Annotated in this window: 21 protein-coding genes; 18 read left to right on the top strand and 3 right to left on the bottom strand. The window is 62.4% G+C overall.

The window, feature by feature from the left end; genetic code table 11:
• Nucleotides 1–34: 34 nt before the first annotated feature.
• From hscA to IMX18_RS19970, 16 genes are all read left to right on the top strand, one after another.
• A complete protein-coding gene (hscA, locus tag IMX18_RS20045) occupies nucleotides 35–1,897 on the top strand; it encodes a Fe-S protein assembly chaperone HscA (RefSeq protein WP_015269013.1) in 1,863 nt (620 codons plus the stop codon).
• Nucleotides 1,898–1,900: 3 nt separating this feature from the next.
• Nucleotides 1,901–2,242 carry an ISC system 2Fe-2S type ferredoxin gene (gene fdx / locus IMX18_RS20040; RefSeq protein WP_013971020.1) on the top strand — a complete coding sequence of 114 codons (342 nt, stop codon included), beginning with the start codon at nucleotides 1,901–1,903 and terminating at the stop codon, nucleotides 2,240–2,242.
• Nucleotides 2,243–2,252: 10 nt separating this feature from the next.
• Entirely contained in the window at nucleotides 2,253–2,453 is a 201-nt protein-coding gene (gene iscX / locus IMX18_RS20035) for a Fe-S cluster assembly protein IscX (RefSeq protein WP_003257859.1), read from the top strand.
• A gap of 89 nt (nucleotides 2,454–2,542) precedes the next feature.
• Nucleotides 2,543–2,974, top strand: a complete 432-nt coding sequence (gene ndk / locus IMX18_RS20030) for a nucleoside-diphosphate kinase (protein ID WP_013971021.1) — start codon at nucleotides 2,543–2,545, stop codon at nucleotides 2,972–2,974.
• Between the two features lie 24 nt (nucleotides 2,975–2,998).
• Nucleotides 2,999–4,144 (top strand): dual-specificity RNA methyltransferase RlmN, encoded by a 1,146-nt coding sequence (gene rlmN, locus IMX18_RS20025; RefSeq protein ID WP_013971022.1) that lies wholly within the window; start codon nucleotides 2,999–3,001, stop codon nucleotides 4,142–4,144.
• Between the two features lie 14 nt (nucleotides 4,145–4,158).
• Entirely contained in the window at nucleotides 4,159–4,920 is a 762-nt protein-coding gene (pilW, locus tag IMX18_RS20020; RefSeq protein WP_015269015.1) for a type IV pilus biogenesis/stability protein PilW, read from the top strand.
• Nucleotides 4,917–5,960 (top strand): RodZ domain-containing protein, encoded by a 1,044-nt coding sequence (locus tag IMX18_RS20015; protein ID WP_217190026.1) that lies wholly within the window; start codon nucleotides 4,917–4,919, stop codon nucleotides 5,958–5,960. Before pilW ends, IMX18_RS20015 begins: the two co-directional genes overlap by 4 nt.
• Nucleotides 5,961–5,962: 2 nt before the next feature.
• On the top strand, nucleotides 5,963–7,072 hold the full coding sequence (gene ispG / locus IMX18_RS20010) for a flavodoxin-dependent (E)-4-hydroxy-3-methylbut-2-enyl-diphosphate synthase (RefSeq protein WP_003257869.1): 1,110 nt from the start codon (nucleotides 5,963–5,965) through the stop codon (nucleotides 7,070–7,072).
• A gap of 25 nt (nucleotides 7,073–7,097) precedes the next feature.
• Nucleotides 7,098–8,387, top strand: coding sequence for a histidine--tRNA ligase (hisS, locus tag IMX18_RS20005; RefSeq protein WP_100413263.1), 1,290 nt, complete (start codon nucleotides 7,098–7,100; stop codon nucleotides 8,385–8,387).
• 39 nt (nucleotides 8,388–8,426) lie between these two features.
• A complete protein-coding gene (locus IMX18_RS20000) occupies nucleotides 8,427–9,065 on the top strand; it encodes a tetratricopeptide repeat protein (protein WP_015269019.1) in 639 nt (212 codons plus the stop codon).
• Nucleotides 9,066–10,208 (top strand): outer membrane protein assembly factor BamB, encoded by a 1,143-nt coding sequence (bamB, locus tag IMX18_RS19995; protein WP_013971028.1) that lies wholly within the window; start codon nucleotides 9,066–9,068, stop codon nucleotides 10,206–10,208.
• 117 nt (nucleotides 10,209–10,325) lie between these two features.
• Nucleotides 10,326–11,789, top strand: a complete 1,464-nt coding sequence (der, locus tag IMX18_RS19990) for a ribosome biogenesis GTPase Der (RefSeq protein ID WP_013971029.1) — start codon at nucleotides 10,326–10,328, stop codon at nucleotides 11,787–11,789.
• 90 nt (nucleotides 11,790–11,879) lie between these two features.
• Nucleotides 11,880–12,290, top strand: a complete 411-nt coding sequence (locus IMX18_RS19985) for a transposase (RefSeq protein ID WP_100413264.1) — start codon at nucleotides 11,880–11,882, stop codon at nucleotides 12,288–12,290.
• Between the two features lie 131 nt (nucleotides 12,291–12,421).
• Nucleotides 12,422–13,363 carry an RHS repeat-associated core domain-containing protein gene (locus tag IMX18_RS19980; RefSeq protein ID WP_217190027.1) on the top strand — a complete coding sequence of 314 codons (942 nt, stop codon included), beginning with the start codon at nucleotides 12,422–12,424 and terminating at the stop codon, nucleotides 13,361–13,363.
• A gap of 382 nt (nucleotides 13,364–13,745) precedes the next feature.
• Nucleotides 13,746–14,894, top strand: a complete 1,149-nt coding sequence (locus IMX18_RS19975) for a pyridoxal phosphate-dependent aminotransferase (protein WP_217190028.1) — start codon at nucleotides 13,746–13,748, stop codon at nucleotides 14,892–14,894.
• Nucleotides 14,882–15,673 carry an amidohydrolase gene (locus IMX18_RS19970; RefSeq protein ID WP_015269022.1) on the top strand — a complete coding sequence of 264 codons (792 nt, stop codon included), beginning with the start codon at nucleotides 14,882–14,884 and terminating at the stop codon, nucleotides 15,671–15,673. Before IMX18_RS19975 ends, IMX18_RS19970 begins: the two co-directional genes overlap by 13 nt.
• A gap of 177 nt (nucleotides 15,674–15,850) precedes the next feature.
• On the opposite strand, the gene IMX18_RS19965 is transcribed toward IMX18_RS19970, so the two are convergent.
• Nucleotides 15,851–18,406: a PepSY domain-containing protein gene (locus IMX18_RS19965; protein WP_054573163.1), complete on the bottom strand. Its 2,556-nt coding sequence runs from the start codon at nucleotides 18,404–18,406 to the stop codon at nucleotides 15,851–15,853.
• A 262-nt stretch (nucleotides 18,407–18,668) separates the two neighbouring features.
• Complete coding sequence (locus IMX18_RS19960; protein ID WP_217190029.1) at nucleotides 18,669–20,981, bottom strand: TonB-dependent receptor; 2,313 nt, start codon at nucleotides 20,979–20,981, stop codon at nucleotides 18,669–18,671.
• A gap of 222 nt (nucleotides 20,982–21,203) precedes the next feature.
• Between IMX18_RS19960 and IMX18_RS19955 the strand changes: the two genes are divergently transcribed.
• Together IMX18_RS19955 and IMX18_RS19950 are read left to right on the top strand one after the other, a co-directional pair.
• Entirely contained in the window at nucleotides 21,204–21,884 is a 681-nt protein-coding gene (locus tag IMX18_RS19955; protein ID WP_015269025.1) for a Fe2+-dependent dioxygenase, read from the top strand.
• A gap of 3 nt (nucleotides 21,885–21,887) precedes the next feature.
• Nucleotides 21,888–22,637, top strand: coding sequence for a tetratricopeptide repeat protein (locus IMX18_RS19950; protein WP_043935357.1), 750 nt, complete (start codon nucleotides 21,888–21,890; stop codon nucleotides 22,635–22,637).
• Nucleotides 22,638–22,811: 174 nt separating this feature from the next.
• Here IMX18_RS19950 and IMX18_RS19945 read toward each other — a convergent pair whose 3' ends face one another.
• On the bottom strand, nucleotides 22,812–23,975 hold the full coding sequence (locus IMX18_RS19945) for a type III PLP-dependent enzyme (RefSeq protein ID WP_015269027.1): 1,164 nt from the start codon (nucleotides 23,973–23,975) through the stop codon (nucleotides 22,812–22,814).
• Nucleotides 23,976–24,035 lie beyond the last annotated feature (60 nt).

Here is a 24,035-nt window from a genome sequence, read left to right as displayed (position 1 = left end):
TGCCCGTGATAGCACCTAAGGTATTCAGATAAGCATGGCCCTACTGCAGATTGCCGAACCCGGTCAAAGCCCTCAGCCGCATCAGCGCCGCCTGGCGGTGGGGATCGACCTGGGTACCACCAACTCCCTGGTCGCCGCACTGCGCAGCGGCCGTAGCGAGCCCCTGCCCGACGCGCAGGGCAATGTCATTCTGCCGTCCGCGGTGCGCTACCTCGAAGGGCGCAACGAAGTGGGGCAGGCTGCACGCGATGCCGCTTCCAGCGACCCGCTGAACACCGTGCTGTCGGTCAAGCGCTTGATGGGGCGCGGCCTGGCCGACGTCAAGCAACTGGGCGAGCAGCTGCCGTACCGCTTCGTTGGCGGTGAGTCGCACATGCCGTTCATCGACACCGTGCAGGGGCCGAAAAGCCCGGTGGAAGTGTCCGCCGATATCCTCAAGGTGCTGCGCGAGCGTGCCGAAGCCACCCTCGGTGGTGAGCTGGTGGGCGCGGTTATCACCGTGCCGGCCTATTTCGACGATGCCCAGCGCCAGGCCACCAAGGACGCTGCGCGCCTGGCCGGCCTGAACGTGCTGCGCCTGCTCAACGAGCCGACCGCCGCTGCCGTGGCCTATGGCCTGGACCAGAACGCCGAAGGCGTGGTGGCCATCTATGACCTGGGCGGCGGTACCTTCGACATTTCCATCCTGCGCCTGACTGCCGGCGTATTCGAAGTGCTGGCCACCGGTGGCGATACCGCCTTGGGCGGTGACGACTTCGACCACGCCATCGCTGGCTGGATCATCGAGCAGGCCGGGCTGTCATCCGACCTGGACCCGGCCACCCAGCGCGCACTGTTGCAGACCGCCTGCGCCGCCAAGGAAGCCCTGACCGACGCCGACGTGGTCAGCGTCAGCCATGGCACCTGGCAGGGCGAGTTGAGCCGCGCCGGTTTCGAAGCCATGATCGAGCCCATGGTCGCCCGCAGCCTCAAGGCCTGCCGCCGCGCCGTGCGTGACAGCGGTATCGAGCTGGAAGAAGTCAGCGCCGTGGTCATGGTCGGTGGTTCGACCCGCGTACCGCGTGTGCGTGAAGCCGTCGGAGCACTGTTCGGCCGCACCCCGCTGACCTCGATCGACCCCGACCAGGTGGTGGCCATCGGTGCCGCCATCCAGGCCGATACCTTGGCCGGCAACCGCCGCGAAGGTGGCGAACTGCTGCTGTTGGATGTCATCCCGCTGTCGCTTGGCCTTGAGACTATGGGCGGGCTGATGGAGAAGGTGATCCCGCGCAACACCACCATCCCGGTGGCGCGTGCCCAGGAGTTCACCACCTATAAAGATGGCCAGTCGGCCATGATGATCCACGTGCTGCAGGGCGAGCGCGAGCTGATCAGCGATTGCCGCTCGCTGGCGCGCTTCGAGTTGCGTGGCATCCCGGCCATGGTCGCCGGTGCGGCAAAGATCCGCGTCACCTTCCAGGTCGACGCCGACGGCCTGCTCAGCGTCGCCGCCCGCGAGCTGGGCTCGGGCGTGGAAGCCAGCATTCAGGTCAAGCCGTCCTACGGCCTGACCGACGGCGAAATCGCCCGCATGCTCAAGGATTCCTTCGAACACGCAGGTTCCGACAAGCAGGCCCGCCAGCTGCGCGAGCACCAGGTGGACGGCGAGCGCCTGCTCGAAGCGGTACAGGGCGCCCTGGACGCCGACGGCGAACGCCTGCTCAGCAGTGACGAGCGCGACGCCATCGAATTCCAGATGCAAGAACTACGTGATTTGCTGGCCGGCACCGATGGCGCAGCCATCGAGCAACAGACCAAACGTCTGTCGCAGGTGACCGACGCATTTGCCGCCCGTCGCCTTGATTCGACGGTCAAAGCCGCACTGGCCGGGCGCAACCTGAATGAGATCGAGGAGTAACCGATGCCGCTGGTGACATTCCTGCCGCACGAGAAGTTCTGCCCCGAAGGGCTGACCGTGGAAGTCGAGACCGGGACCAACATCCTGGAGCTGGCCCACGACCATCACATCGAGATGGAAAGCGCCTGCGGCGGCGTCAAGGCCTGCACCACTTGCCACTGCATCGTGCGCAAGGGCTTCGACTCGCTCGAAGAAGCCGACGAACTGGAAGAGGACATGCTGGACAAGGCCTGGGGCTTGGAGGCTCAATCGCGCCTCGGCTGCCAGGTGGTTGTCGCTGACCAGGACCTGGTCATCGAGATCCCCAAGTATTCGCTCAACCACGCCGCCGAAGCGCCGCACTGAGGTTTACCCCATGAGCCTGAAATGGATTGATGTACTTGAGATCGCCATCCAGCTTGCAGAAAGCAAGCCGGAAGTCGATCCTCGTTATGTGAATTTCGTCGATCTGCACCGCTGGGTGCTGGCCTTGCCAGAATTCAGCGACGATCCGTCACGCGGCGGCGAGAAAGTGCTCGAGGCCATCCAGGCGGCCTGGATCGAAGAAGCCGACTGAACGCATCCTGCAGGTTAGGCAATCCCCTGGAACCCGCGTATAATTCGCGGGTTTAATTTTTCGCAACACTCATTTTTCTGGAGTTTTCCATGGCTGTTCAACGTACTTTCTCCATCATCAAGCCTGACGCCGTTGCCAAGAACGTCATCGGCGAGATCACCACTCGTTTCGAGAAAGCCGGCCTGCGCGTCGTCGCTTCGAAAATGAAGCAACTGTCCAAAGCCGAAGCCGAAGGCTTCTACGCCGAACACAAAGAGCGCGGCTTCTTCGGTGACCTGGTTGCCTTCATGACTTCCGGCCCGGTCATCGTTCAGGTTCTGGAAGGCGAAAACGCCGTTCTGGCCAACCGCGAGCTGATGGGCGCCACCAACCCGAAAGAAGCTGCTGCCGGCACCATCCGTGCTGACTTCGCCGTTTCCATCGACGAAAACGCTGTTCACGGTTCCGACTCGGAAGCTTCGGCTGCCCGCGAAATCGCTTACTTCTTCTCCGCTACCGAGCTGTGCGACCGCATTCGCTAAGCGAAGCAGGTCTTGGGTGATTCCATGAGTGACATGACTGGCAAGATCAACCTGTTGGGCCTGACCCTGCAGGAAATGGAAAAATTCTTCGAGTCGATCGGAGAGAAGCGTTTTCGTGCCGGTCAGGTCATGAAATGGATTCACCACTATGGCGTCGACGATTTCGCCGCCATGACCAATGTCGGCAAGGCCTTGCGCGAAAAGCTCGAGGCCGTTGCCGAGATTCGGGGCCCGGAAGTGGTCAGTGAAGACATTTCCGCCGACGGTACCCGCAAGTGGGTGGTCCGCGTTGCCTCCGGCAGCTGCGTCGAGACCGTCTACATCCCCACCGACGATCGCGGCACCCTGTGCGTGTCGTCGCAAGCCGGCTGTGCCCTGGACTGCAGCTTCTGCTCCACCGGCAAGCAAGGCTTCAACAGCAACCTCACCGCCGCCGAAGTGATCGGCCAGGTGTGGCTTGCCAACAAATCCTTCGGGACCGTTCCGGCCAAGATCGACCGCGCCATTACCAACGTGGTCATGATGGGCATGGGCGAACCCCTGCTGAATTTCGACAATGTCATCGCCGCCATGAAGATCATGATGGAAGATCTGGGCTATGGCATTTCCAAGCGTCGCGTCACCCTGTCCACCTCGGGCGTGGTGCCGATGATCGACGAGCTGGCCAAGCACATCGACGTGTCGCTGGCCCTGTCGCTGCACGCACCGAACGACGAACTGCGCAACAAGCTGGTACCGATCAACAAGAAGTACCCGCTGAAGATGCTGCTGGAATCGTGCATGGGCTACATGTCCACCCTGGGTGGCAAGCGCGTGCTGACCATCGAGTACACCCTGCTCAAGGACGTCAACGACCAGCCTGAGCATGCTGCGCAAATGATCGAGCTGCTGCGCGACGTACCCTGCAAGATCAACCTGATCCCGTTCAACCCGTTCCCGCACTCGGGCTACGAGCGGCCGAGCAACAACGCCATTCGCCGCTTCCAGGATCTGTTGCACCATGGTGGCTTCAACGTCACCACCCGCACCACCCGTGGTGATGACATCGACGCTGCCTGTGGTCAGCTGGTCGGCCAGGTCAACGACCGCACCCGCCGCAGCGAGCGCTACATCGCTGTGCGCCAGCTGTCCGCGGACGCCGAGCTGCAAGACAGCCCCGCCAGCCACTGACCGGGACCTTGCCCATGAGCCTGCGCGCCGCGCTGTCGATCCTTGCGCTTTCGCTGCTGGCCGGCTGCGTGTCGGGCGGCGCGGGCGACCCCCTGGCCAGCCGCCAGGGCAGGGCAGAGGCGGGGCGGGCCTATGTGCAGCTTGGGCTGGGTTATTTGCAACAGGGTTTGACCGAGCAGGCCAAGGCGCCGCTGGGCAAGGCCCTGGCCCTGGATGGTGGTGATGCCGATGCGCACGCCGCCCTGGCGCTGGTCTTTCAGGCCGAAGGCGAGCCTGCGCTGGCCGAAACGCACTTCCGCAAGGCGCTGAAGGCACGTACCGGCGACACGCGAATTCGCAACAATTACGGCAGTTTCCTTTATGCTCAAGGCCGATTTGCCGAGGCCGAGCAGATGTTTCGCCTTGCCAGCGCCGATACCCTGTATCCTGAGCGCTCACGCGTTTACGAGAACCTGGGCCTGACCGCCCTGAAGCTCGAGCGCCGCGACCAGGCCCATGCGTATCTGCAGAAAGCTCTGCAACTCAACCAGCGGCAGCCGAAAGCCTTGCTGGAAATGGCTGAGTTGTCCTACGAAAACAGGCATTATGTGCCGGCCCGGGACTACTACGATCGTTTCAGCCAGTTGAGCGACCACGATGCCCGTAGCCTGCTGCTGGGCAGCCGCCTTGCCAGGGTATTCGACGAGCAAGGCACACTGGCCGAGCTGGGCCAGCAATTACAACGACTTTATCCCGGTACGCCGGAATATCAGCAATACCTGTCGGAGCAACGATGAAAGCCGCGCATCCCGAAGTAGCAGTAGCGCCTGGCCAGAACCCCGGTGAGCTTTTGCGTCAGGCCCGTGAGAACCGGGACTGGTCACAAGCCGAGGTGGCCCGCAAGCTCAACCTCACTGTCAGTTCGTTGAACCACGTGGAAATCGGCGCCTTCGACAAGCTGCCGGGGCATACCTTCGCCCGTGGTTATATCCGCGCCTATGCCAAGCTGATGGACCTGGACCAGGCTGCCCTGGTGGACGCCTTCGACCGTTACACCGGCACCCACGCCAAAGGCAGCGACGTGCACTCGCTGGGCCGTATCGAAGAGCCCGTGCGCCTGTCGCACAACATTCTGCGTGGCGTCAGCCTGCTGCTGCTGGTGGCAGTGGTCGGCGGCGGCTTCGTCTGGTGGCAGGACCAGGGCAGCCTGCGTGGCAAGGAGCTGGCCAAGATTGCCCTGGAGCACGTCGAAGTCGAAAGCGCCGACGGCACCACCCAGATTCACCCGCTCGATGAGCCAGAAGACCAGGCTGTTTCCGCTGGCCAGCAGCCTGAGAGTGCGCCGCTGCCGCTTGAGCAGGGCGCAGCCGATCAGCCTGCCGCCGTACCGGCACCGGCAAGCCCGGCACCTGCCGATACCGCTGCCGTAGTACCGACACCGGCCCAGCAGGCGCCTGTGCCAGCGATCGCCAGCGCACCTGCTGCCGCGCCTGCGCCGGTAGCACCGGTTGCCCCGGCCCCGGCGGCTGTTGCACCTGCTACACCTGTAGCGGCCGTGGCCGCTGCCGAGCCTGCCGCCGCCGCAGTGCCGGCTGGCAGTGCCAAGGTCGCCATCCAGTTCGTCGCCGATTGCTGGACCCAGGTCACCGACGGCAACGGCAAGGTGCTGTTCAGCGCCATCAAGCGCAAGGGGGACAACCTCGAGCTGACCGGCAAGCCGCCGTTCTCGGTACGCCTGGGCTTTGCCCGTGGCGCCCAGGTCAGCTACAACGGCCAGGCCGTCGATGTTGCCCCGTTCACCAGTGGCGAGACCGCTCGCCTGAAGTTGGGACAGTAATCATGCACGGCGAATCTCCGATCAAACGTCGCGAATCCCGCAAAATCTGGGTCGGCAATGTACCGGTGGGTGGTGATGCCCCCATCGCGGTGCAGAGCATGACCAACACCGACACCAACGATGTGGCCGCCACCGTGGCGCAAATCCAGCGCCTGGTCGATGCCGGCGTGGACATCGTGCGCGTCTCGGTGCCGGACATGGACGCTGCAGAGGCGTTCGGCCGCATCAAGCAGCAGGTCAGCGTGCCGCTGGTTGCCGACATCCACTTCGACTACAAGATCGCCCTGCGCGTGGCCGAACTGGGCGTCGACTGCCTGCGTATCAACCCGGGCAACATCGGCCGTGAAGACCGTGTACGCGCGGTAGTCGATGCCGCCCGCGATCGGGGCATCCCGATCCGTATCGGCGTCAACGCCGGCTCCCTGGAAAAGGACCTGCAGAAGAAGTACGGCGAACCGACCCCGGCGGCGCTGGTCGAGTCGGCCCTGCGCCATGTCGAGCACCTCGACCGCCTGGACTTCCAGGACTTCAAGGTCAGCGTCAAGGCCTCCGATGTGTTCATGGCCGTCGAAGCCTACCGCCTGCTGGCCAAGCAGATCGTGCAGCCGCTGCACCTGGGCATCACCGAAGCCGGTGGCCTGCGTTCGGGGACGGTGAAATCCGCTGTCGGCCTCGGTATGCTGCTGGCCGAAGGCATTGGCGATACCATCCGTATCTCGCTGGCGGCCGACCCGGTCGAAGAAGTGAAAGTCGGCTACGACATTCTCAAGTCGCTGCACCTGCGCTCGCGTGGCATCAACTTCATCGCCTGCCCGAGCTGCTCGCGGCAGAACTTCGATGTGGTCAAGACCATGAACGAGCTGGAAGGGCGCCTGGAAGACCTGCTGGTGCCGCTGGACGTGGCGGTGATCGGTTGCGTGGTCAACGGCCCGGGCGAAGCCAAGGAGGCCCATGTGGGGCTGACCGGCGGCACGCCGAACCTGATCTACATCGACGGCAAGCCGGCGCAGAAGCTGACCAACGACAACCTGGTCGATGAGCTGGAAAAGCTCATCCGCCAGAAAGCGGCCGAAAAGGCCGAAGCCGACGCGGCGCTGATCGTCCGTGGCTGACACACAGAATTCGTAAGGACTTTTCGTGAGCAAATCGCTGCAAGCCATCCGTGGCATGAACGACATCCTGCCAGAACAGTCGCCACTGTGGCGCTACTTCGAAGGCACCGTGGCCGGCCTGCTGGACACCTACGGGTACAGCCAGATCCGCACGCCGATCGTCGAGTTCACCGAGCTGTTCAAGCGCTCCATCGGTGAAGTGACCGACATCGTCGAAAAAGAGATGTACACCTTCGAGGACCGCAACGGCGATTCGCTGACCCTGCGCCCCGAAGGCACTGCCGCCTGCGTGCGTGCCGTACTCGAGCATGGCATCACCGGCAACGGCCAGGTGCAGAAACTGTGGTACATCGGCCAGATGTTCCGCCACGAGCGCCCGCAGAAGGGCCGCTACCGCCAGTTCCACCAGATTGGCGTGGAAGTGTTCAACCTGGATGGCCCGGACATCGACGCCGAGCTGATCATGCTGACCTGGCGCCTGTGGGGCCTGCTGGGCATCCAGGACGCGGTCAAGCTGGAGCTCAACAGCCTGGGCACCAGCGAAGCACGTGCACGCTACCGTGATGCGCTGGTCGAGTTCCTCTCGGCGCGCCTGGAGCAACTGGACGAAGACAGCCAGCGCCGCCTGAAGAGCAACCCGCTGCGCATTCTCGACAGCAAGGACCAGAACACCCAGGCGGTGCTGGTCGGCGCGCCGAAGCTGGAAGACTACCTGGACGAAGAGTCGCGCGTGCACTTCGAGGGCCTCAAGGCCCGCCTGGACGCTGCCGGCATCCCGTTCGTGATCAACACCAAGCTGGTGCGTGGCCTGGACTACTACAGCAAGACCGTGTTCGAGTGGGTTACCGACAAGCTCGGCGCCCAGGGCACTGTCTGCGCCGGCGGCCGTTATGACGGCCTGGTCGAACAGATGGGCGGCAAGCCGACCCCGGGCGTCGGTTTCGCCATGGGCATCGAGCGCCTGATCCTGCTGCTGGAAACCCTGGGCAAGGTGCCCGAGTCCATCAGCCGCCAGATCGACGTCTACCTGTGCGCCTTTGGCGAACAGGCGGAGCTGGCCGGCCTGCGCCTGTCCGAAAGCCTGCGTGACCGCTTGCCGGGCCTGCGCCTGGCAGTCAACGCCGGCGGTGGCAGCTTCAAGAGCCAGTTCAAGAAAGCCGACAAGAGCGGCGCGCTGTTCGCCCTGATCCTCGGTGACGACGAACTGGTCAAGCAAGAGATCGGCTTCAAGCCCCTGCGTGGTCAGGGCGAACAACAGAACATTGCCTGGGATGCTCTGGCTGAGCACCTGGAAACCGCGATCGCGCAGGCGTAACGCGGTTCAACAAGCGAATAGGCGAAAAGGAGTATTGGGGTGTCGAGTACCGATGATGAACTGGCAGGGGTCAAGGACTGGTGGAACCGCAACGGCAAGCCGCTGCTGACCGGTGCCCTGCTGGCTGGCGTGGTGGTGTTGGGCTGGAATACCTGGCACAAGTACCAGAACAATCAGTCGCAAGGTGCCTCGCAGCTGTACCAGGCCTTGCTGGAGACCAGCCTGACGCCGACTGGCCAGCCTGACGCGACCAAGGTCGCGGAACTGGCCGGCAAGCTCAAGAGCGAGTTCGGCGGTACCGCCTACGCCCAGTACGGCAGCCTGTTCGTGGCCAAGGTCGCGGTCGAGACCGGCAAGCTCGACGACGCTGCTGCCGAGTTGAAGAGCGTGCTGGACAAGCCGGCCGATGCCACCCTGGGCGAGATTTCGCGTCAGCGCCTGGCTCGTGTGCTGGCCGCCCAGAACAAGGCCGAGGATGCCCTCAAGTTGCTCGACGGCGACGCCGACAAAGCCTTCCTGGCCAGCCGCGAAGAGTTGAAAGGTGACCTGCTGGTGCAACTGGGTCGCGCCGACGACGCGCACAGCGCTTACGAGAAAGCCAAGGCTGCGTTGTCCGATGAGGCGGCGGTCGGTGGCCTGCAATTGAAGCTGGATGACTTGGCCAAAGGGGACGCGTAAGTGATCGGTTGGAAACATGCAGCAGTGCTGACCCTGGCCGTACTGGCCGCAGGTTGCAGCAGCAACAGCAAGAAGGAACTGCCTCCGGCCGAGCTGACCAAGTTCACCGAGGAAGTGGTGCTGAAAAAGCAGTGGAGCCGTTCGATCGGTGACGGCCAGGGCGAGACCTACAACACCCTCGTACCTGCCATCGAGAACGACCGTATCTACGCCTCCGACGTCAACGGCGAAGTCTTTGCCCTCGACCGTATCACCGGCGACGTGGTGTGGAAGAAGGACCTCGAGCTGCCGGTTTCCGGCGCTGTCGGCGTGGGCTACGGCCTGGTCATGATCGGTACCCTCAAGGGTGAAGTCATCGCCCTGGACTCCAGCACCGGTGAGGAGCGCTGGCGCTCCCGCGTGACCAGCGAAGTGCTGGCCCCGCCTGCGAACAACGGTGACGTGGTGGTGGTGCAGACCCAGGACGATCGCCTGATCGGCCTGGATGCCGCCACTGGCGACCGTCGCTGGATCTACGAAAACACCCCGGCCGTGCTGACCCTGCGTGGCACCGGCGCGCCGATCGCCACCAACCGCCTGGCCGTCGCCGGCCTGTCCACCGGCAAGGTGGTGGCGGTGGACATCAACAACGGCGTACCGGTGTGGGAAAGCCGTGTGGCGATTCCGCAGGGCCGTTCCGAGCTGGACCGCGTGGTCGATATCGACGGCGGCCTGCTGCTGTCGGGTGGTACCCTGTACGTCAGCACCTACCAGGGCCGCGTCGCGGGCCTGGACCTGGAAAGCGGCCGCGTGCTGTGGCAGCGTGATGCCTCCAGCTACGTGGGTGTCGCCCAGGGTTACGGTAACGTCTATGTCAGCGAAGCTTCCGGTACTGTCGAAAGCGTCGACGAGCGCTCGTCCAGCGCCCTGTGGACCAACGACACCATGGCTCGCCGCCAGCTGACCGCGCCTGAAGTGTTCTCCAGCTACGTGGCGGTGGGCGACTTCGAGGGTTACCTGCACCTGCTGAGCCAGGTCGATGGCCGCTTCGTCGGCCGTGAGCGTATCGACAGTGATGGCCTGCGCGCCCGCCCACTTGTGGTCGGCGACACCATCTACGTCTTCGGCAACAGCGGCAAGCTCGAGGCACTGACCATCCGCTGAAGCTATGCTTGAAGCCTTGGCGGGCTTCAAGCCGCGGCGTAGGACACGCCGCCCGAACTCCGGCCGCTGCCTTGCAGCGGCCTTTGCATTTTCAAGAATTCAAGAGTGGAGAGCCGAATGGTTCCCGTAATCGCCCTGGTGGGCCGCCCGAACGTCGGCAAATCCACCATGTTCAACCGCCTGACCAAGACCCGCGATGCCATCGTCGGTGACCTGTCGGGCCTGACCCGTGACCGCCAGTATGGTGATGCCACCTGGCAGGGTCGTTCCTTCATCCTGATCGACACCGGCGGTATCACCGGTGACGAAGTGGGCATGGACGAGAAAATGGCCGAGCAGTCGCTCATGGCCATCGAAGAAGCTGACTATGTGCTGTTCCTGGTCGATGCCCGTGCCGGCATGACCGCTGCCGATCAGATGATCGCCGAGCACCTGCGCAAGCGGAACAAGGAAGCGATCCTGGTTGCCAACAAGATCGACAACATCGACGCCGATGTGGCTCGCGCCGAGTTCTCGCCGCTGGGCATGGGCAACGCCATCCCGGTGGCCGGCTCCCAAGGCCGCGGCATCAATGCGCTGATGGAGGCCGTGCTCGGCCACCTGCCACGCGACCAGGTCGAGGAAGCGCTGGACGCCGAAGTCGCCGAAGGCGAGGAAGCGGTGCGTATCCCGGGCCCGAGCGAAAAGGATGGCATCAAGATCGCCATCATCGGCCGCCCCAACGTCGGCAAGTCGACGCTGGTCAACCGCATGCTCGGCGAAGAGCGCGTGGTGGTGTACGACCAGCCGGGCACCACCCGCGACAGTATCTACATCCCGTTCGAGCGCGATGACGAGAAGTACACCTTCATCGACACCGCCGGCGTGCGCAAGCGCGGCAAGATCCACGAGGAAGTCGAGAAGTTCTCGGTGGTGAAGACGCTGCAGGCGATCAAGGACGCCAACGTGGTGATCTTCGTCATGGACGCCCGCGAAGGCGTGGTGGACCACGACCTGAACCTGCTGGGCTTCGCCCTGGAAGCCGGCCGTGCCATCGTCATCGCCCTGAACAAGTGGGACGGCATGGAGCCGGGCGAGCGTGACTACGTGAAGACCGAGCTGGAGCGCCGGCTGTTCTTCGTCGATTTCGCCGACATCCACTTCATCTCCGCCCTGCACGGCACCGGCGTGGGCCACCTGTACAAGTCGGTGCAGGCCGCGTTCAAGTCGGCGGTAACCCGTTGGCCGACCAGCCGCCTGACGCAGATCCTCGAAGATGCCGTGAGCGAGCACCAGCCGCCGCTGGTCAACGGCCGCCGCATCAAGCTGCGCTATGCCCACCTTGGTGGTGCCAACCCGCCGCTGATCGTGATCCACGGCAACCAGACCGACAAGATTCCGAAGTCGTACTCGCGTTACCTGGAGAACACCTACCGGCGTGTGCTGAAGCTGGTCGGTACGCCGATCCGCATCGAGTACAAGGGCGGTGAGAACCCGTACGAGGGCAAGAAGAACACCCTCACTGATCGCCAGGTCAACAAGAAGCGCCGCCTGATGTCGCACCACAAGAAGGCCGAGAAGAAGCGCCGCGACAAGCGCTGATTCCGCGTCAGCTTCTTCGCGGGCTTGCCCGCTCCCACAGGTTGGACTGCCCCCCAAAAGTTGGACGCCAATCCAACCCTTGGGGGATCTATGGAAAAGTACACCGAGCTATTCAAGCTCACTGCGATCACTGCTTACCTGAATGGCAACAATGGTTTCCGAAAGGTGGCTCGACACTTCGGTATCGACTTCAGCCTGCTCCGGCGCTGGGTTGCCAGTTATCAGGTCGGTAAGGGTATCTGTTCAGGCTCGCCTGGGCGGCGTTATACCTGTGATTTCAAGCAGCAAGTGCTCAGCTACATGCTCGAGCATCGGCTTTCACTGCGCCAGACCGCTGCGCATTTTGGTCTTGGACAGTCCTCACAGATAGGCATTTGGCAGCGGCAGTACTACAGTGGCAGTCCAGTCACCTCTACTGCCGCCAAGCCAAAAAAGCCAATTCTTCCACTTTTCGTTCAACCTTCCCCTGACCGCTTGATTCGCGACCCGTTCGAGTTCTAGTGCGATTGTCTCACCAGCCCATAGGCACGTGCTGCTACTCGGTCCTACCTGTAAAAAATGCTAGTTGTACGCTGCCGCAAGCTTTGAAAGACTTATTCCTAAAGTAGGTGTCTGCCAGCGAGGGGCTAAGTATGGGGATTCAGCGTAAAACTTTGAGTCTGTTTTATTGTGACGGTGATATACATGCGTGCCTTGGTGATCAAGGCAGTCGAACCGTGTTTCGAGGGGGAGGGCAAGCATTAGCTGAGTGGAATGGCAGTGCTGAAAGTAATGTCAGCTTATTGTCGGTCAGTGAATCCGGTTCCGTGAATGGCATGGCGCATCAGGGGGAATGGGAGAGATTTGATTATACTGCTTATGGCCATTGTTCTTCCCTTTCATCGGGCCATTCTCTGCTAGGATTCAATGGCGAGTATTACGGTAATTTAATTAACGGGTACCTGCTGGGAAACGGTTACAGATTTTTTAATGGTCTGAGATTCTATTCTCCAGACAGTTTTTCACCTTTTAGGGTTTTGAACGCGTATGGGTATTGCGATGGGGATCCTATAAATTACACCGACTCAAGTGGTCATTTGCGGGTCTGGTTCAGATCGCCAGCGTATAAGAGATCCAAAGAACTTATGAGGCAATTGGATTCAATGGCGTCAGAATTTCAGGTGATGACCAACAAACTGAAACATGATCCGAGGTTGGACAGAACTTCAAAAATTAAAAAGCGGTTTATTAGTGATCTAACACCCATGGAGGAATCAGCGAAATCCCTTATGTCCAACTTGGCGGGGCTCGCAGGAACTAGTCCCGAAAATTTTACGCGTGCAAGTGCCAAAGTCGATTATCCTTCAATGCGGAAGCGTCTTGCTAAAGCGATTAATGAGTACGTTTTTACCTATGAATTGATGTTGTTTAAAATAAGAATTCAGCGCCCGGGAAAGTTAAGGTTATCTCATAGTCAATCCTATCGAGGGTCGCCCGCTGGTGGCGAAACATCCAGCGGGGCCTTGCGCAGAACGCGCTCGGTGGATGAAGGGTTGAATTTATCCAATGAGGGTTCTGCGATTCGTAAAGTGTAAAACGCTTACCAAGGTAATCGGAGTAGAAGTGTAGCGTTAAGAAATAGGCGCCTCAGTTAGTTTAATTTGATAAGGCAAAAAATGTAGTGAGCGGAGATAGGGCAGAAATTAAGCGAGCGCTGCTCGAGGCAGCGCTCGAATTTCGTGGGTTGTCAATGAGCACCCGCGCTTGGTTCTACGCTGCATGATCATCGCGCACGCACTTTGCGCTTTAGGCTACGAAGCGAGGTTTCTTGATACGCCCATATAGCGGGATGCCGCACCGACAACAGCCTTTGATCCAGCGCAAATTCCCCTAGAGTTTCAACCTTTTTCCTGACCGCTCGATCCGCTATGCTCGGACTCCACCCCGTGCCGGATACACCCCAGGAAAGAGGGCTCCATGATCCGCAGCAAACTGCCGAATGTCGGCACGACCATCTTTACCACCATGTCCCAGCTCGCCGTGCAGACCGGCGCGCTCAACCTGTCGCAAGGCTTCCCCGACTTCAATGGCCCGCAGGCGCTGCTCGATGCAGTCGGCCGGCATGTGGCCGCCGGGCATAACCAGTATTCGCCGATGACCGGCCTGCCGGCCCTGCGCCAGCAGGTGGCGGCCAAGGTCGCGCGGCTGTATGGCGCGCAGGTGGATGCCGACCAGGAAGTGACCATCACCCCTGGCGCCACCGAGGCGATCTTCTGCGCCATCCAGGCAGTAGTGCATGCCGGTGACGAGGTAATCGTCTTCGACCCTTGCTACGACAGCTACGAGCCGTCCGTGGAACTGGCTGGTGGGCGCTGCGTGCATGTACAGCTGAGCGATGGCGATTTCCGCATCGACTGGCAGAAGTTCAGCGATGCCCTCAGCCCGCGCACGCGCATGGTCATTCTCAATTCGCCGCACAACCCCAGCGGTGCGCTGATTACCCAAGAAGACCTGGGCCAACTGGCCCGGCTTATCGCTGACCGCGATATCTACCTGGTCAGCGACGAGGTCTACGAGCACCTGGTCTATGACGGTGTAGGCCATGCCAGCGTGTTGGCCCATGAGCAACTGTATCAACGCGCCTTCGTTGTCAGCTCGTTCGGCAAGACTTATCACGTCACCGGCTGGAAGACCGGCTATGTGATCGCCCCGCCGGCGCTGAGTGCCGAGCTGCGCAAGGTGCACCAGTACGTCAACTTCTGCGGTGTGACCCCGCTGCAGTGCGCCCTGGCCGATTTCATGGCCGAGCACCCCGAGCATATCGATGAACTGCCGGCCTTCTACCAGGCCAAGCGAGACTTGTTCTGCGGCTTGCTGGAGGGCTCGCGGTTCCGTTTCACCCGCACGGCGGGTACCTATTTCCAGCTGGTGGACTATTCGCAGATCCGCCCGGACCTGAACGATGTCGACATGTCGCTGTGGCTGACCCGTGAGCACGGCGTGGCGACCATCCCGGTGTCGGTGTTCTACCAGCAACCCATCCCCGAGCAACGCCTGGTTCGCCTGTGCTTTGCCAAACGAGAGGAGACGCTGCGTCAGGCAGCGGAAAAACTATGCGCGATCTGAGTACACTGCCGAACCTGAAAGTCGCCCTGGTGCAGACCACCCTGGCCTGGCACGACCGCGAGGCCAACTATGCGCACTTTGAAGTGCTGCTGGAGCAGGTGGGCGAGGTGGACCTGGTGATCCTGCCGGAAATGTTCACTACCGGTTTTTCCATGCAATCGGAAAGCCTGTGCGAGCCGGAAAACGGCCCGACCTACAAATGGCTGAAGGCCCAGGCGAAGAAGTACAACACGGTGATTACCGGCAGCGTGATCATCCAGGCCGCCGATGGCAGCCACCGCAACCGCCTGCTGTGGGCCCGGCCGGATGGCGAGATCCTGCACTACGACAAGCGCCACCTGTTCCGCATGGCCGGTGAGCACAAGCATTACACCCCGGGCGAGCGCCAGGTGCAGTTCGAGCTCAAGGGCTGGCGGATCCGCCCGCTGATCTGCTACGACCTGCGCTTCCCGGTGTGGAGCCGTGATGCCCAGGACACCGACCTGTTGCTATACACCGCCAACTGGCCGGCTGCGCGCCGCCAGCACTGGAACCGCCTGTTGCCGGCGCGGGGTATCGAGAACCTGTGCTATGTGGCGGCGGTGAACCGGGTGGGCACCGACGGCAAGGGCTTTGCCTATTCCGGTGACAGCCAGGTGCTGGACTTCCAGGGCGAGAGCCTGCTCAGTGCCGGGGAGGCCGACGGGGTGTTCACCGCGGTGTTGAGTGCGGCGGAACTGGCGGCCTACCGGGCCAAGTTCCCGGCCAACCTGGATGCTGACACCTTCGAGCTGCACTAGGCCGGAACTGTATGGCTTGAATTGGCCCGCTGTAGGAGCGGCCTTGTGTCGCGAAAGGGCCGCAGAGCGGCCCCAGGATCCTGGCAGCGATGCATGAATTGCCGGGGCTGCTACGCAGCCCTTTCGCGACACAAGGCCGCTCCTACAGGTACTGCGTTGCTAGCTCAGGCCAGTTTTTCAGTAAACATCCCGCCGATACCGCCCATCCTCGATCAGCTGTTGCACAACCGCTTCCCCGAGGATGCCGTTGAGCGCCGCATCCACCCCGGCAGCCATGCCTTGAAGGCTGCCGCAGACATACACACAGGCACCATCCGCGACCCAGCGCTTGAGCTCTTCAGCCTGCTGCAGCAACGCATCCTGCACATACACCTTGTCGGCCTGATCCCGCGAAAAGGCGAGGTCCAGGCGTGCCAGGTCGCCGTTGTCCAGCCAGCCTTGCAGCTCGTTGCCGCACAGCAGGTCATGCGCCCGGTTACGCTCGCCGAACAGCAGCCAGTTGCGCTGCTCGCCAGCATTCACCCGCGCGCGTAGCAGGCTGCGCAGGCCGGCCAGGCCGGTGCCGTTGCCAATCAACACCAGCGGTGCCGCCGTTTCCGGCAGGTGGAAGCTGCTATTGCGCCGCAAACGCAGGCTCAACGTACCGCCAAGCGGCAGGTACTCGGTCAGCCAGCCGGAACCCAGGCCCAGGTTGCCATCGGCATGGCGTTCCTGGCGCACGATCAGCTCCAGCACGCCATCGCTGGCGATCGAGGCAATCGAGTATTCGCGGCTGCCGATCGGCACCAGTGCGTCGACCAGCGCCTGCGGCTGCAAACCGACCAGGTGATCGCGACGGGTCGGCAACTGGCGGCCGGCCAGGGCCTGGGCGAGGGTTTCGGCCAAGCCATTCACTTGCACCTTGGCGCCGCCGTCCAGCGTCATTCCATCGAGGAAGGCGTCGATCCTCGGCTGGCCGTTGAGCGGCAGGATCTCCACCAGGTCGCCGGCTTCCCAGCTGGCGGGCTGCTCCGGTCGCAGGCCCAGCAGGTACACCGGCTGGCCCTGGCTGCCCGGGTTGAGCAGTTCGCGGCGCACCAGCGACCAGTTGCCGAAACTCGGCGGTTGCCAGGCGGCCACTGGCTGGGCGCCGGTCAGTTGCGCCAGTTCCTGCTGCCACTGCTGCAGCGCGGCTTGGTCGGCGTTGTCCACTTCCACCGGGCTGAATGCGCTGCTGGCCCCGCGTTCGCCCAGCCATGCCTGCAGGCGGCGGGCGAAGCCGCAAAAGTGCGGATACTGGCGGTCACCGAGGGCGAGCAGGGCATAGCTGAGGTTGTCCAGCGCCCAAGGCTGGCCGAGCACCTTACGCTCGAAGGCGCGGGCGCTGTCGGGGGCTTCGCCGTCGCCGAAGGTGCTGACCACGAACAGCGCACGGCGGGCCTGGCGCAGGTCGCTTTCACCCAGTTCTGCCAGGGCGCGTACCTGCACTGGCAGGCCGGCGGCCTGAAGCTGCCCGGCGCTCTGCCAGGCCAGTTGTTCGGCAAGCCCGCTCTGGCTGGCAAAGCCGATCAGCCAGCTGTCGCCGCTGGCAGTGTTGCTGGTGACGTTGCCACGGGCGGCACGTACCTGGCGCTTCTTGCGACGGCGGTCGAGGTACAGCAGCCAGCCGGTGACGAAGAACAGCGGCATGGTCAGGCTGGCGATGGTGACGATGATGCGCCCCGGCAGGCCGAAGTATTCGCCCACGTGCAGGGCGTAGACGCTCTGGAGCAGCTGGGCCTTGAAGGACTTGTCGGTGTAGCGGTCATGTCTTTTCACCTGGCCGCTGGCCGGGTCCAGTACCAGGGTGTTGAAGGCACGTGGGTGGTCGGCGTTGTCCAGCAGGTAGAACAGGTTGGCCGGCTGGCCGCCTACCGGTGGCAGGCGCAGGTTGTACATGGCCAGGCCCGGGCCGGCAGCGTCCTTGAGGTTGGCCCAGATTGCGTCGTAGTCGACCACCAGCGGCGGGGCGTTCTTGTCGATTTTCTGCGGCCCGTGGCGGCCACGACCTTCGCCGCGCTTTTGCTGCTGGCCGGCGGCCGGCGCGTCGGCCAGCAGCTTGTTCAGGCCCTCGCGGTACCACTCGTAGGACCAGAACAGCCCGGTCAGGGCGAACAGCAGGTAGAACAGCAGGCACCAGGTGCCGGCCACCGCATGCAGGTCCCAGTTGAAGGCGCGGCCTTTCTTGGCCCAGTCGAAGGTCAGCCAGGTGCGCCAGTCCAGCGCCTTGCGCGGCCAGCGCAGGTACAGGCCGGAGAGGCAGAAGAACACCAGCATCAGGGTGCAGGCACCGGTGATCTGCCGGCCGCTGTCTCCCATGGCCAGGAAGCGGTGCAGGTTGAGCATGAGGTTGAAGAAGCCTTGCCCGGCCACTTCTCCCTTGAGTTCGCCGGTATACGGGTCGGCATAGCGCAGCTGGCCACGGCGCTCGCCTGGCGGTGGGGTAAAGAAGACGCGTGCGGCGTTGCCTTCGCGTACATCGACCCACAGCATCGCCACCTTGTCGTGCTGCTGGGCCTCGACCCGCTGGACCAGTTCGGCCGGGGGCAGCACGCCCTCCGGGCGCACCTGGACCTTCAGGACATCGGCATTCAGCGCGCGCAGCAGTTCTTCCTGAAACGAGTACAAGGCCCCGGTGATACCCATCAAGGCCAGCACCAGGCCAGCGGTGATGCCAAAGAACCAGTGCAATTGGAACAGCGTCTTCTTCACCACATGATCACCTTGTGTTTCTGCCGCACACTACGCGGCGTGCATTATGCCTTGATACGCAAAAGCCCCGCTCACGGGAATGAACGGGGCAGGGTGGGCTAGTCAGTCAGGCTTGTGTTGTCTGTACCGGCCTCTTCGCGGGTGAACCCGCTCCCACAGGTACTGCACTGACCTCAGGTCCAGTGATATTTCTGTGGGAGCGGGTTCACCCGCGAAAGGGCCGGCACAGGCGCAGCCCATTCAACAGATCAACCCCATCCCGGCATCAGAAGTGGACGCTGGTGGTCAACAGAGCCGTCCGCCCCGCCGCCTGGTTGGCGAAGTGGGTAGAGAAGGCCTTGTCGTAGTACACCTCGTTGGTCAGGTTCTGCACGTTCAGCTGCAGGTCGATGTTCTTGGTCAGCTTGTAGGCGGCCATAGCGTCGTAGCGTACATAGCTGTCGACCATGGTGGTATTGGCCACGCTGCCATACACGTCATCCACGTAGAAGGCACCGCCACCCACGGTCAGCTTCGGCGTAATGGAGTAGGTGGTCCACAGGCTGGCGCTGTTGTTCGGCGTGTTTGGCAGCTGGTTGCCGTCGTTGGCCTTGTTCACGGCACCACCGTCTATCTGGCGAGCTTCCATGTAGGTGTAGCCGGCAAATACCTGCCATTTTTCGGTGATCTTGCCGCTGGCAGACAGTTCGATGCCCTGTACGCGAGTTTCGCCGACGTTCTCGTAGGTAGTGGTGTCAACCTGGACGCGGGCGTTTTCCTTCTCGGTGCGGAACAGCGCAGCGGCCAGGGACAGGCGCTGGTCGAGCAGGTCCCACTTGGTGCCGATTTCGTAGTTGGTGGTTTCCTCCGGCTCCAGATCGCTGCTCAGCAAGTTGCCGGCGCGGTCGGTGGTGTTGCCCAACGGGTTGCCTTCAGTACCTTCGCCCAGCATTGCTCCGGGTGGCGTTGCGGAGGTGGCGTAGGAAACGTAGATACTGCCATTCTCGGCCGGCTTCCATACAAGGCCCAGCTGGCCGGTAATGAACTCGCTTGTATCCTTGCCTTTGGAGACAACGCCCTTGCTGTTCACCACGGTGGCGCCTGTGGCGTCGTAGGTGCGGTACTGGGTGTCGAAGTGGTCGTAGCGCAGGCCCATGTTCAACAGCCACTCGGGCGTCAGTTCGAGTGTGTCAAAAACATAAATTGCGCGGGTGTTGCTCTTGGTATCGGTGCCCGCGTAGTTGCGTGCGATGCTGCCGTTCCACGGATCGTCCGGGTTCGGGTTGCTCAGTGAGGTGCAGTTGTAACCGCTGGTGGCGCCGATCATGCCTGGGGTGCAGTTGGTGTTGGCGGTGCCGCCTGGGACGGTGTCGGTATCGACGGTGTAGCTCGAGCGCTTGCTCTCTTCTCGGCTCAGCTCGATACCGGTCGAGAAACTGTTCTTCATGCCACCCAGGTAGAACTCACCGAACAGGTCGGTCTGGTTGGTGGTGGTGGCAGTGTTGCCCACACGGGTGTTGGCGCGGCGCCAGACGCTGCCGTTGTTGACGTTACCCTTGCTGTCGTCAGGCTGGGTCAGGATGTAGTCCTGCATGCTGTTGCCATGGCGCAGGGTGTTCTTGATGGTCAGCGAGTCGGTCAAGTCGTGCTCGATGGCAAAGGTGGCAATATCCACGCGGCTTTTGCGGAAGTCACGACCGGTCAGGCCATAGAAGTTGTCGCTGTCACCGCCGTCGTACGGCTTGCTCGGATGTGCCGAGGTGCGGGCAGTACTACCAGCGGTCGGGATGGTGTACGGGATGCCCGAATCCGGCAGGTCGTCGCTTTCCAGATGGTAGTAGTCGAGGTTCACGCGGGTCGGAGTACCCAGGCCGAAGGCCAGCGATGGGGCGATACCCCAACGGTCGTAGTTGACCTTGTCGCGGCCGGCGACGTTGCTTTCGTGGGTCATCAGGTTCAGGCGCCCGGCAACGGAGTCGCTGAACTGGTAGTTGCCATCGAAGGTATAGCGCTGGGTCTGGTCGCTGCCCCAGGTCCAGGCGCCATCGAGCGAGTTGCCCAGGTGGGCGCGCTTGCTCACCAGGTTGATGGTGCCGCCGGCGGCACCACGGCCGCCGATGGCCGAGTTCGGGCCCTTGGCCACTTCCACCGATTCGATGGCGAAGATTTCACGGGTTTGCGCGCCAGTGTCACGCACGCCGTCCAGGTAGGTGTCGCCTTGGGCGTCGAAGCCGCGGATGAACGGGCGGTCGCCTTGTGGGTTGCCGCCTTCGCCGGCACCAAAGGTGATGCCCGGCACAGTGCGCAGTGCATCCTGCAGGGTCAGGGCGTTGGTGTCCTTGATCACTTGCTGCGGGATCACGGTTACCGAGCGGGGGGTATCCACCAGCGGCGCGGTGTACTTCTGCGAGGATGCCTGGTCGACCTTGTAATCGGTGCTGGCCTGTTCAGCCTTGCCGTTGACGCTGGTGGCGTCGAGGGTGATAGCACTGCTGGCGACCGGGTCGGCGGCGTAGGCCGACGAAGCGCTGAGGGCTACGCCGATGGCAGACACGATCAGGCGTGGTGAACTCACTGCAGATGGTACGTACTGGCGCATTGCTAAGGACCTTCCCCAAGGTGGTAAGGCCGCGGATCTTAATGTAAGCAATTGTTAGTCACAATTGAGAGTCGTTACCATTCGTGAAGAATTTACAATCTTTACAATTTGCCTTTACGGTTTCATCAAGCTGAAACGTCTTAAGCGGCCATTGGGGCTTGTGAAGCGCAAAAGGGAATCAATATCATTGGCGCCTTACATTTTCCAAACGGTGCTGTCGCCATGCTGCTTCATATCCCCGGCCTGTTCGACGCCGATGAACTGGCCCGTATCCGCGAGGCGCTGGAGCAGGCCGATTGGGCCGACGGCAAGATCACGGCCGGCTACCAGTCGGCCAAGGCCAAGCACAACCTGCAACTGCCGGAAGGCCATCCGCTGACCAAGGAAATCGGTAGCGCGCTGATCGACCGCCTGTGGCAGAACCCGCGCTTCATGTCTGCAGCCTTGCCGCACAAGGTGTTCCCGCCGCTGATCAACTGCTACCGCGAAGGCGGCAGTTTCGGCTTTCACATCGACAACGCCCTGCGCCAGCCCAAGGGCAGCCCGGAGCGGGTGCGTACCGACCTGTCTTCCACGCTGTTCCTCAGCGATCCGGACAGCTACGACGGCGGCGAGCTGGTGATCCAGGACACCTACGGCGAGCAGCAGGTCAAGCTGGCTGCCGGTGACCTGGTGCTGTACCCCGGCACCAGCCTGCACAAGGTCAACCCGGTGACCCGTGGCCAGCGTTACGCCGCGTTCTTCTGGACCCAGAGCCTGGTGCGCGAGGACAGCCAGCGGGCGTTGCTCTTCGAAATGGACAATGCCATCCAGCAACTGACAGCCGATGTGCCGGACCATCCGTCACTGCTGCAGTTGACCGGCACCTACCACAATCTGCTGCGCCGCTGGGCCGAGGTCTGAGCCGTGTCCTATCAGTTGCGACGTGAGGAAGTGGTGGATGTGGCCGGTTTGCAGGCCATGCTGGAAGAAAGCCCTGGCAAGGCCGCCCAGGCGATCCTGGCGGCGGCAGGGCAGGGCGCGGTCGAGGCACAGTTGTTGCTGGGGCAGATCCTGCTCGACGGGCGCGGCATTCAGGCGGATGCCGCCGTCGCCAGGCGCTGGTTCGGCATCGCCGCGCAGGGTGGCAGTGCCATGGCGCACAACATGCTGGGCCGTTGCCTGGAGCATGGCTGGGGCGGTGAGCCAAGCCAGGCGCAGGCGGCCATTCACTATGCGCGTGCGGCCGATGCTGGGCTGGACTGGGGGCTGTACAACCTGGGCAACTTGCTGGCCACCGGGCGCGGCATACCGGCCAACCAGGCACAGGCGCTGATGTGCTACGAGAAGGCCGCGCACATGGGGCATGCCAAGTCGATGAACCTGTACGGGCGTTACCTGGAACAAGGCATCGCCACGGCGCCCAATCCGACACGGGCGGTGCGCTGGTATCGGCGCTCAGCCGAGGCGGGGGATTTCCGTGGCATGTTCAGCCTGGCGCTGGTGCTTGTCGAGCGGGGGCAGGTGGCGGAAGCCGGGCCTTGGCTGGAACGGGCGCGGGTCGAGGGAAACATGAATTTTCTGCGCAGTGCGCTGGTGACCTTGCAGGAGGCCGGGCCGGTGTTGATGGCATTTGCGGCGCGGTATGCCGAGGAGATCGAACGGCGCGAAGCTTGAGGTTCCCTCAAGGCCTGTAGGAGCAGCCTTGTGCTGCGAAGAGGCCGGCAAGACAAAAGATGGCCTTTGGCAGTTATGGCCTCTTCGCAGCACAAGGCTGCTCCTACAGGGAGTTGCACAGGCCTGAGGGCGGAAAGCACAAATGAAAACGGGGCCTTTCGGCCCCGTTTTGCTTTACAGGTAGTAAGCCTTCAGCGGCGGGAAGCCGTTGAATTCCACTGCGCTGTAGCTGGTGGTGTAGGCGCCGGTCGACAGCCAGTACAGGCGGTCACCGATGGCCAGGTTCAGCGGCAGGCCGTACTTGTAGTGCTCGTACATGATGTCGGCGCTGTCGCAGGTCGGGCCGGCGATGACCACTTCTTCGGTCTCGCCTTTCTTCTCGGTCCAGATCGGGAACTTGATGGACTCGTCCATGGTTTCGATCAGGCCGGAGAACTTGCCCACGTCGGTGTAGATCCAGCGCTCGACGGCGGTGCGCGACTTGCGTGCAACCAGTACCACTTCGCTGACCAGGATACCGGCGTTGGCAATCAGCGAACGGCCCGGCTCGAGGATGATTTCCGGCAGGTCGTCACCGAAGTCTTCCTTCAGGAAGCGGATGATCTCTTCGGCGTAGGTTTCCAGGCTGTTGGTCCGGGTGATGTAGTTGGCCGGGAAGCCGCCACCCATGTTGATCAGCTTCAGCTCGATGCCGTCTTCTTCCTTCAGGCGCTCGAAGATCACCTTGACCTTGGCGATGGCGGCGTCCCACACGCTGATGTCGCGCTGTTGCGAGCCGACATGGAAGGAAATGCCGTAAGGCACCAGGCCCAGGTCGCGGGCGAGAATCAGCAGGTCCATGGCCATGTCGGTCTGGCAGCCGAATTTACGCGACAGCGGCCAGTCGGCGGTGGTCGAGCCTTCGGTGAGAATACGCACGTACACCTTCGAACCCGGTGCGGCCTTGGCGATGTTGCGCAGGTCGGCTTCCGAGTCGGTGGCATACAGGCGCACGCCCTTCTCGTAGAAGTAGCGGATGTCCTTGGACTTCTTGATGGTGTTGCCGTAGCTGATACGGTCGGCGCTGACGCCGCGACCCAGCACCTTGTCCAGCTCGTAGATCGAGGCGATGTCGAAGCTCGAACCTTTCTCTTTGAGCAGGTCGATGATTTCCACGGCTGGGTTGGCCTTGACCGCGTAGTACACCTTGGCGAATTCGAAACCAGCGCGCAGGTCGTCGTAGGCCTGGCTGATCATCTGGGTATCGATGAGTACGAACGGGGTTTCCTGCTTGTCGGCAAACGCCTTCATTTTCTGGAAGGTGTCACGCGCGAAATAGTCTTCGACCTGGATCGACATGCTCAGGGACTCCATGGGCAAACTGAAAATTTAAGTGGCTGCAAACTGAACGTCCTCCGT

Source organism: Pseudomonas shirazica, assembly GCF_015168335.1.
In the GTDB taxonomy this organism is placed as follows: domain Bacteria; phylum Pseudomonadota; class Gammaproteobacteria; order Pseudomonadales; family Pseudomonadaceae; genus Aquipseudomonas; species Aquipseudomonas asiatica.
The sequence above is the reverse complement of the archived record's forward strand: the minus strand, read 5'-3'. Positions and strand labels throughout refer to the sequence as shown.

Bases quoted from the DNA above. Each gene is read 5' to 3' on its own strand.
- hscA (WP_015269013.1), top strand. From the start codon at position 35: ATGGCCCTACTGCAGATTGCCGAACCCGGTCAAAGCCCTCAGCCGCAT.
- fdx (WP_013971020.1), top strand. From the start codon at position 1,901: ATGCCGCTGGTGACATTCCTGCCGCACGAGAAGTTCTGCCCCGAAGGG.
- iscX (WP_003257859.1), top strand. From the start codon at position 2,253: ATGAGCCTGAAATGGATTGATGTACTTGAGATCGCCATCCAGCTTGCA.
- ndk (WP_013971021.1), top strand. From the start codon at position 2,543: ATGGCTGTTCAACGTACTTTCTCCATCATCAAGCCTGACGCCGTTGCC.
- rlmN (WP_013971022.1), top strand. From the start codon at position 2,999: ATGAGTGACATGACTGGCAAGATCAACCTGTTGGGCCTGACCCTGCAG.
- pilW (WP_015269015.1), top strand. From the start codon at position 4,159: ATGAGCCTGCGCGCCGCGCTGTCGATCCTTGCGCTTTCGCTGCTGGCC.
- IMX18_RS20015 (WP_217190026.1), top strand. From the start codon at position 4,917: ATGAAAGCCGCGCATCCCGAAGTAGCAGTAGCGCCTGGCCAGAACCCC.
- ispG (WP_003257869.1), top strand. From the start codon at position 5,963: ATGCACGGCGAATCTCCGATCAAACGTCGCGAATCCCGCAAAATCTGG.
- der (WP_013971029.1), top strand. From the start codon at position 10,326: ATGGTTCCCGTAATCGCCCTGGTGGGCCGCCCGAACGTCGGCAAATCC.
- IMX18_RS19985 (WP_100413264.1), top strand. From the start codon at position 11,880: ATGGAAAAGTACACCGAGCTATTCAAGCTCACTGCGATCACTGCTTAC.
- IMX18_RS19980 (WP_217190027.1), top strand. From the start codon at position 12,422: ATGGGGATTCAGCGTAAAACTTTGAGTCTGTTTTATTGTGACGGTGAT.
- IMX18_RS19975 (WP_217190028.1), top strand. From the start codon at position 13,746: ATGATCCGCAGCAAACTGCCGAATGTCGGCACGACCATCTTTACCACC.
- IMX18_RS19970 (WP_015269022.1), top strand. From the start codon at position 14,882: ATGCGCGATCTGAGTACACTGCCGAACCTGAAAGTCGCCCTGGTGCAG.
- IMX18_RS19960 (WP_217190029.1), bottom strand. From the start codon at position 20,981: ATGCGCCAGTACGTACCATCTGCAGTGAGTTCACCACGCCTGATCGTG.
- IMX18_RS19955 (WP_015269025.1), top strand. From the start codon at position 21,204: ATGCTGCTTCATATCCCCGGCCTGTTCGACGCCGATGAACTGGCCCGT.
- IMX18_RS19945 (WP_015269027.1), bottom strand. From the start codon at position 23,975: ATGTCGATCCAGGTCGAAGACTATTTCGCGCGTGACACCTTCCAGAAA.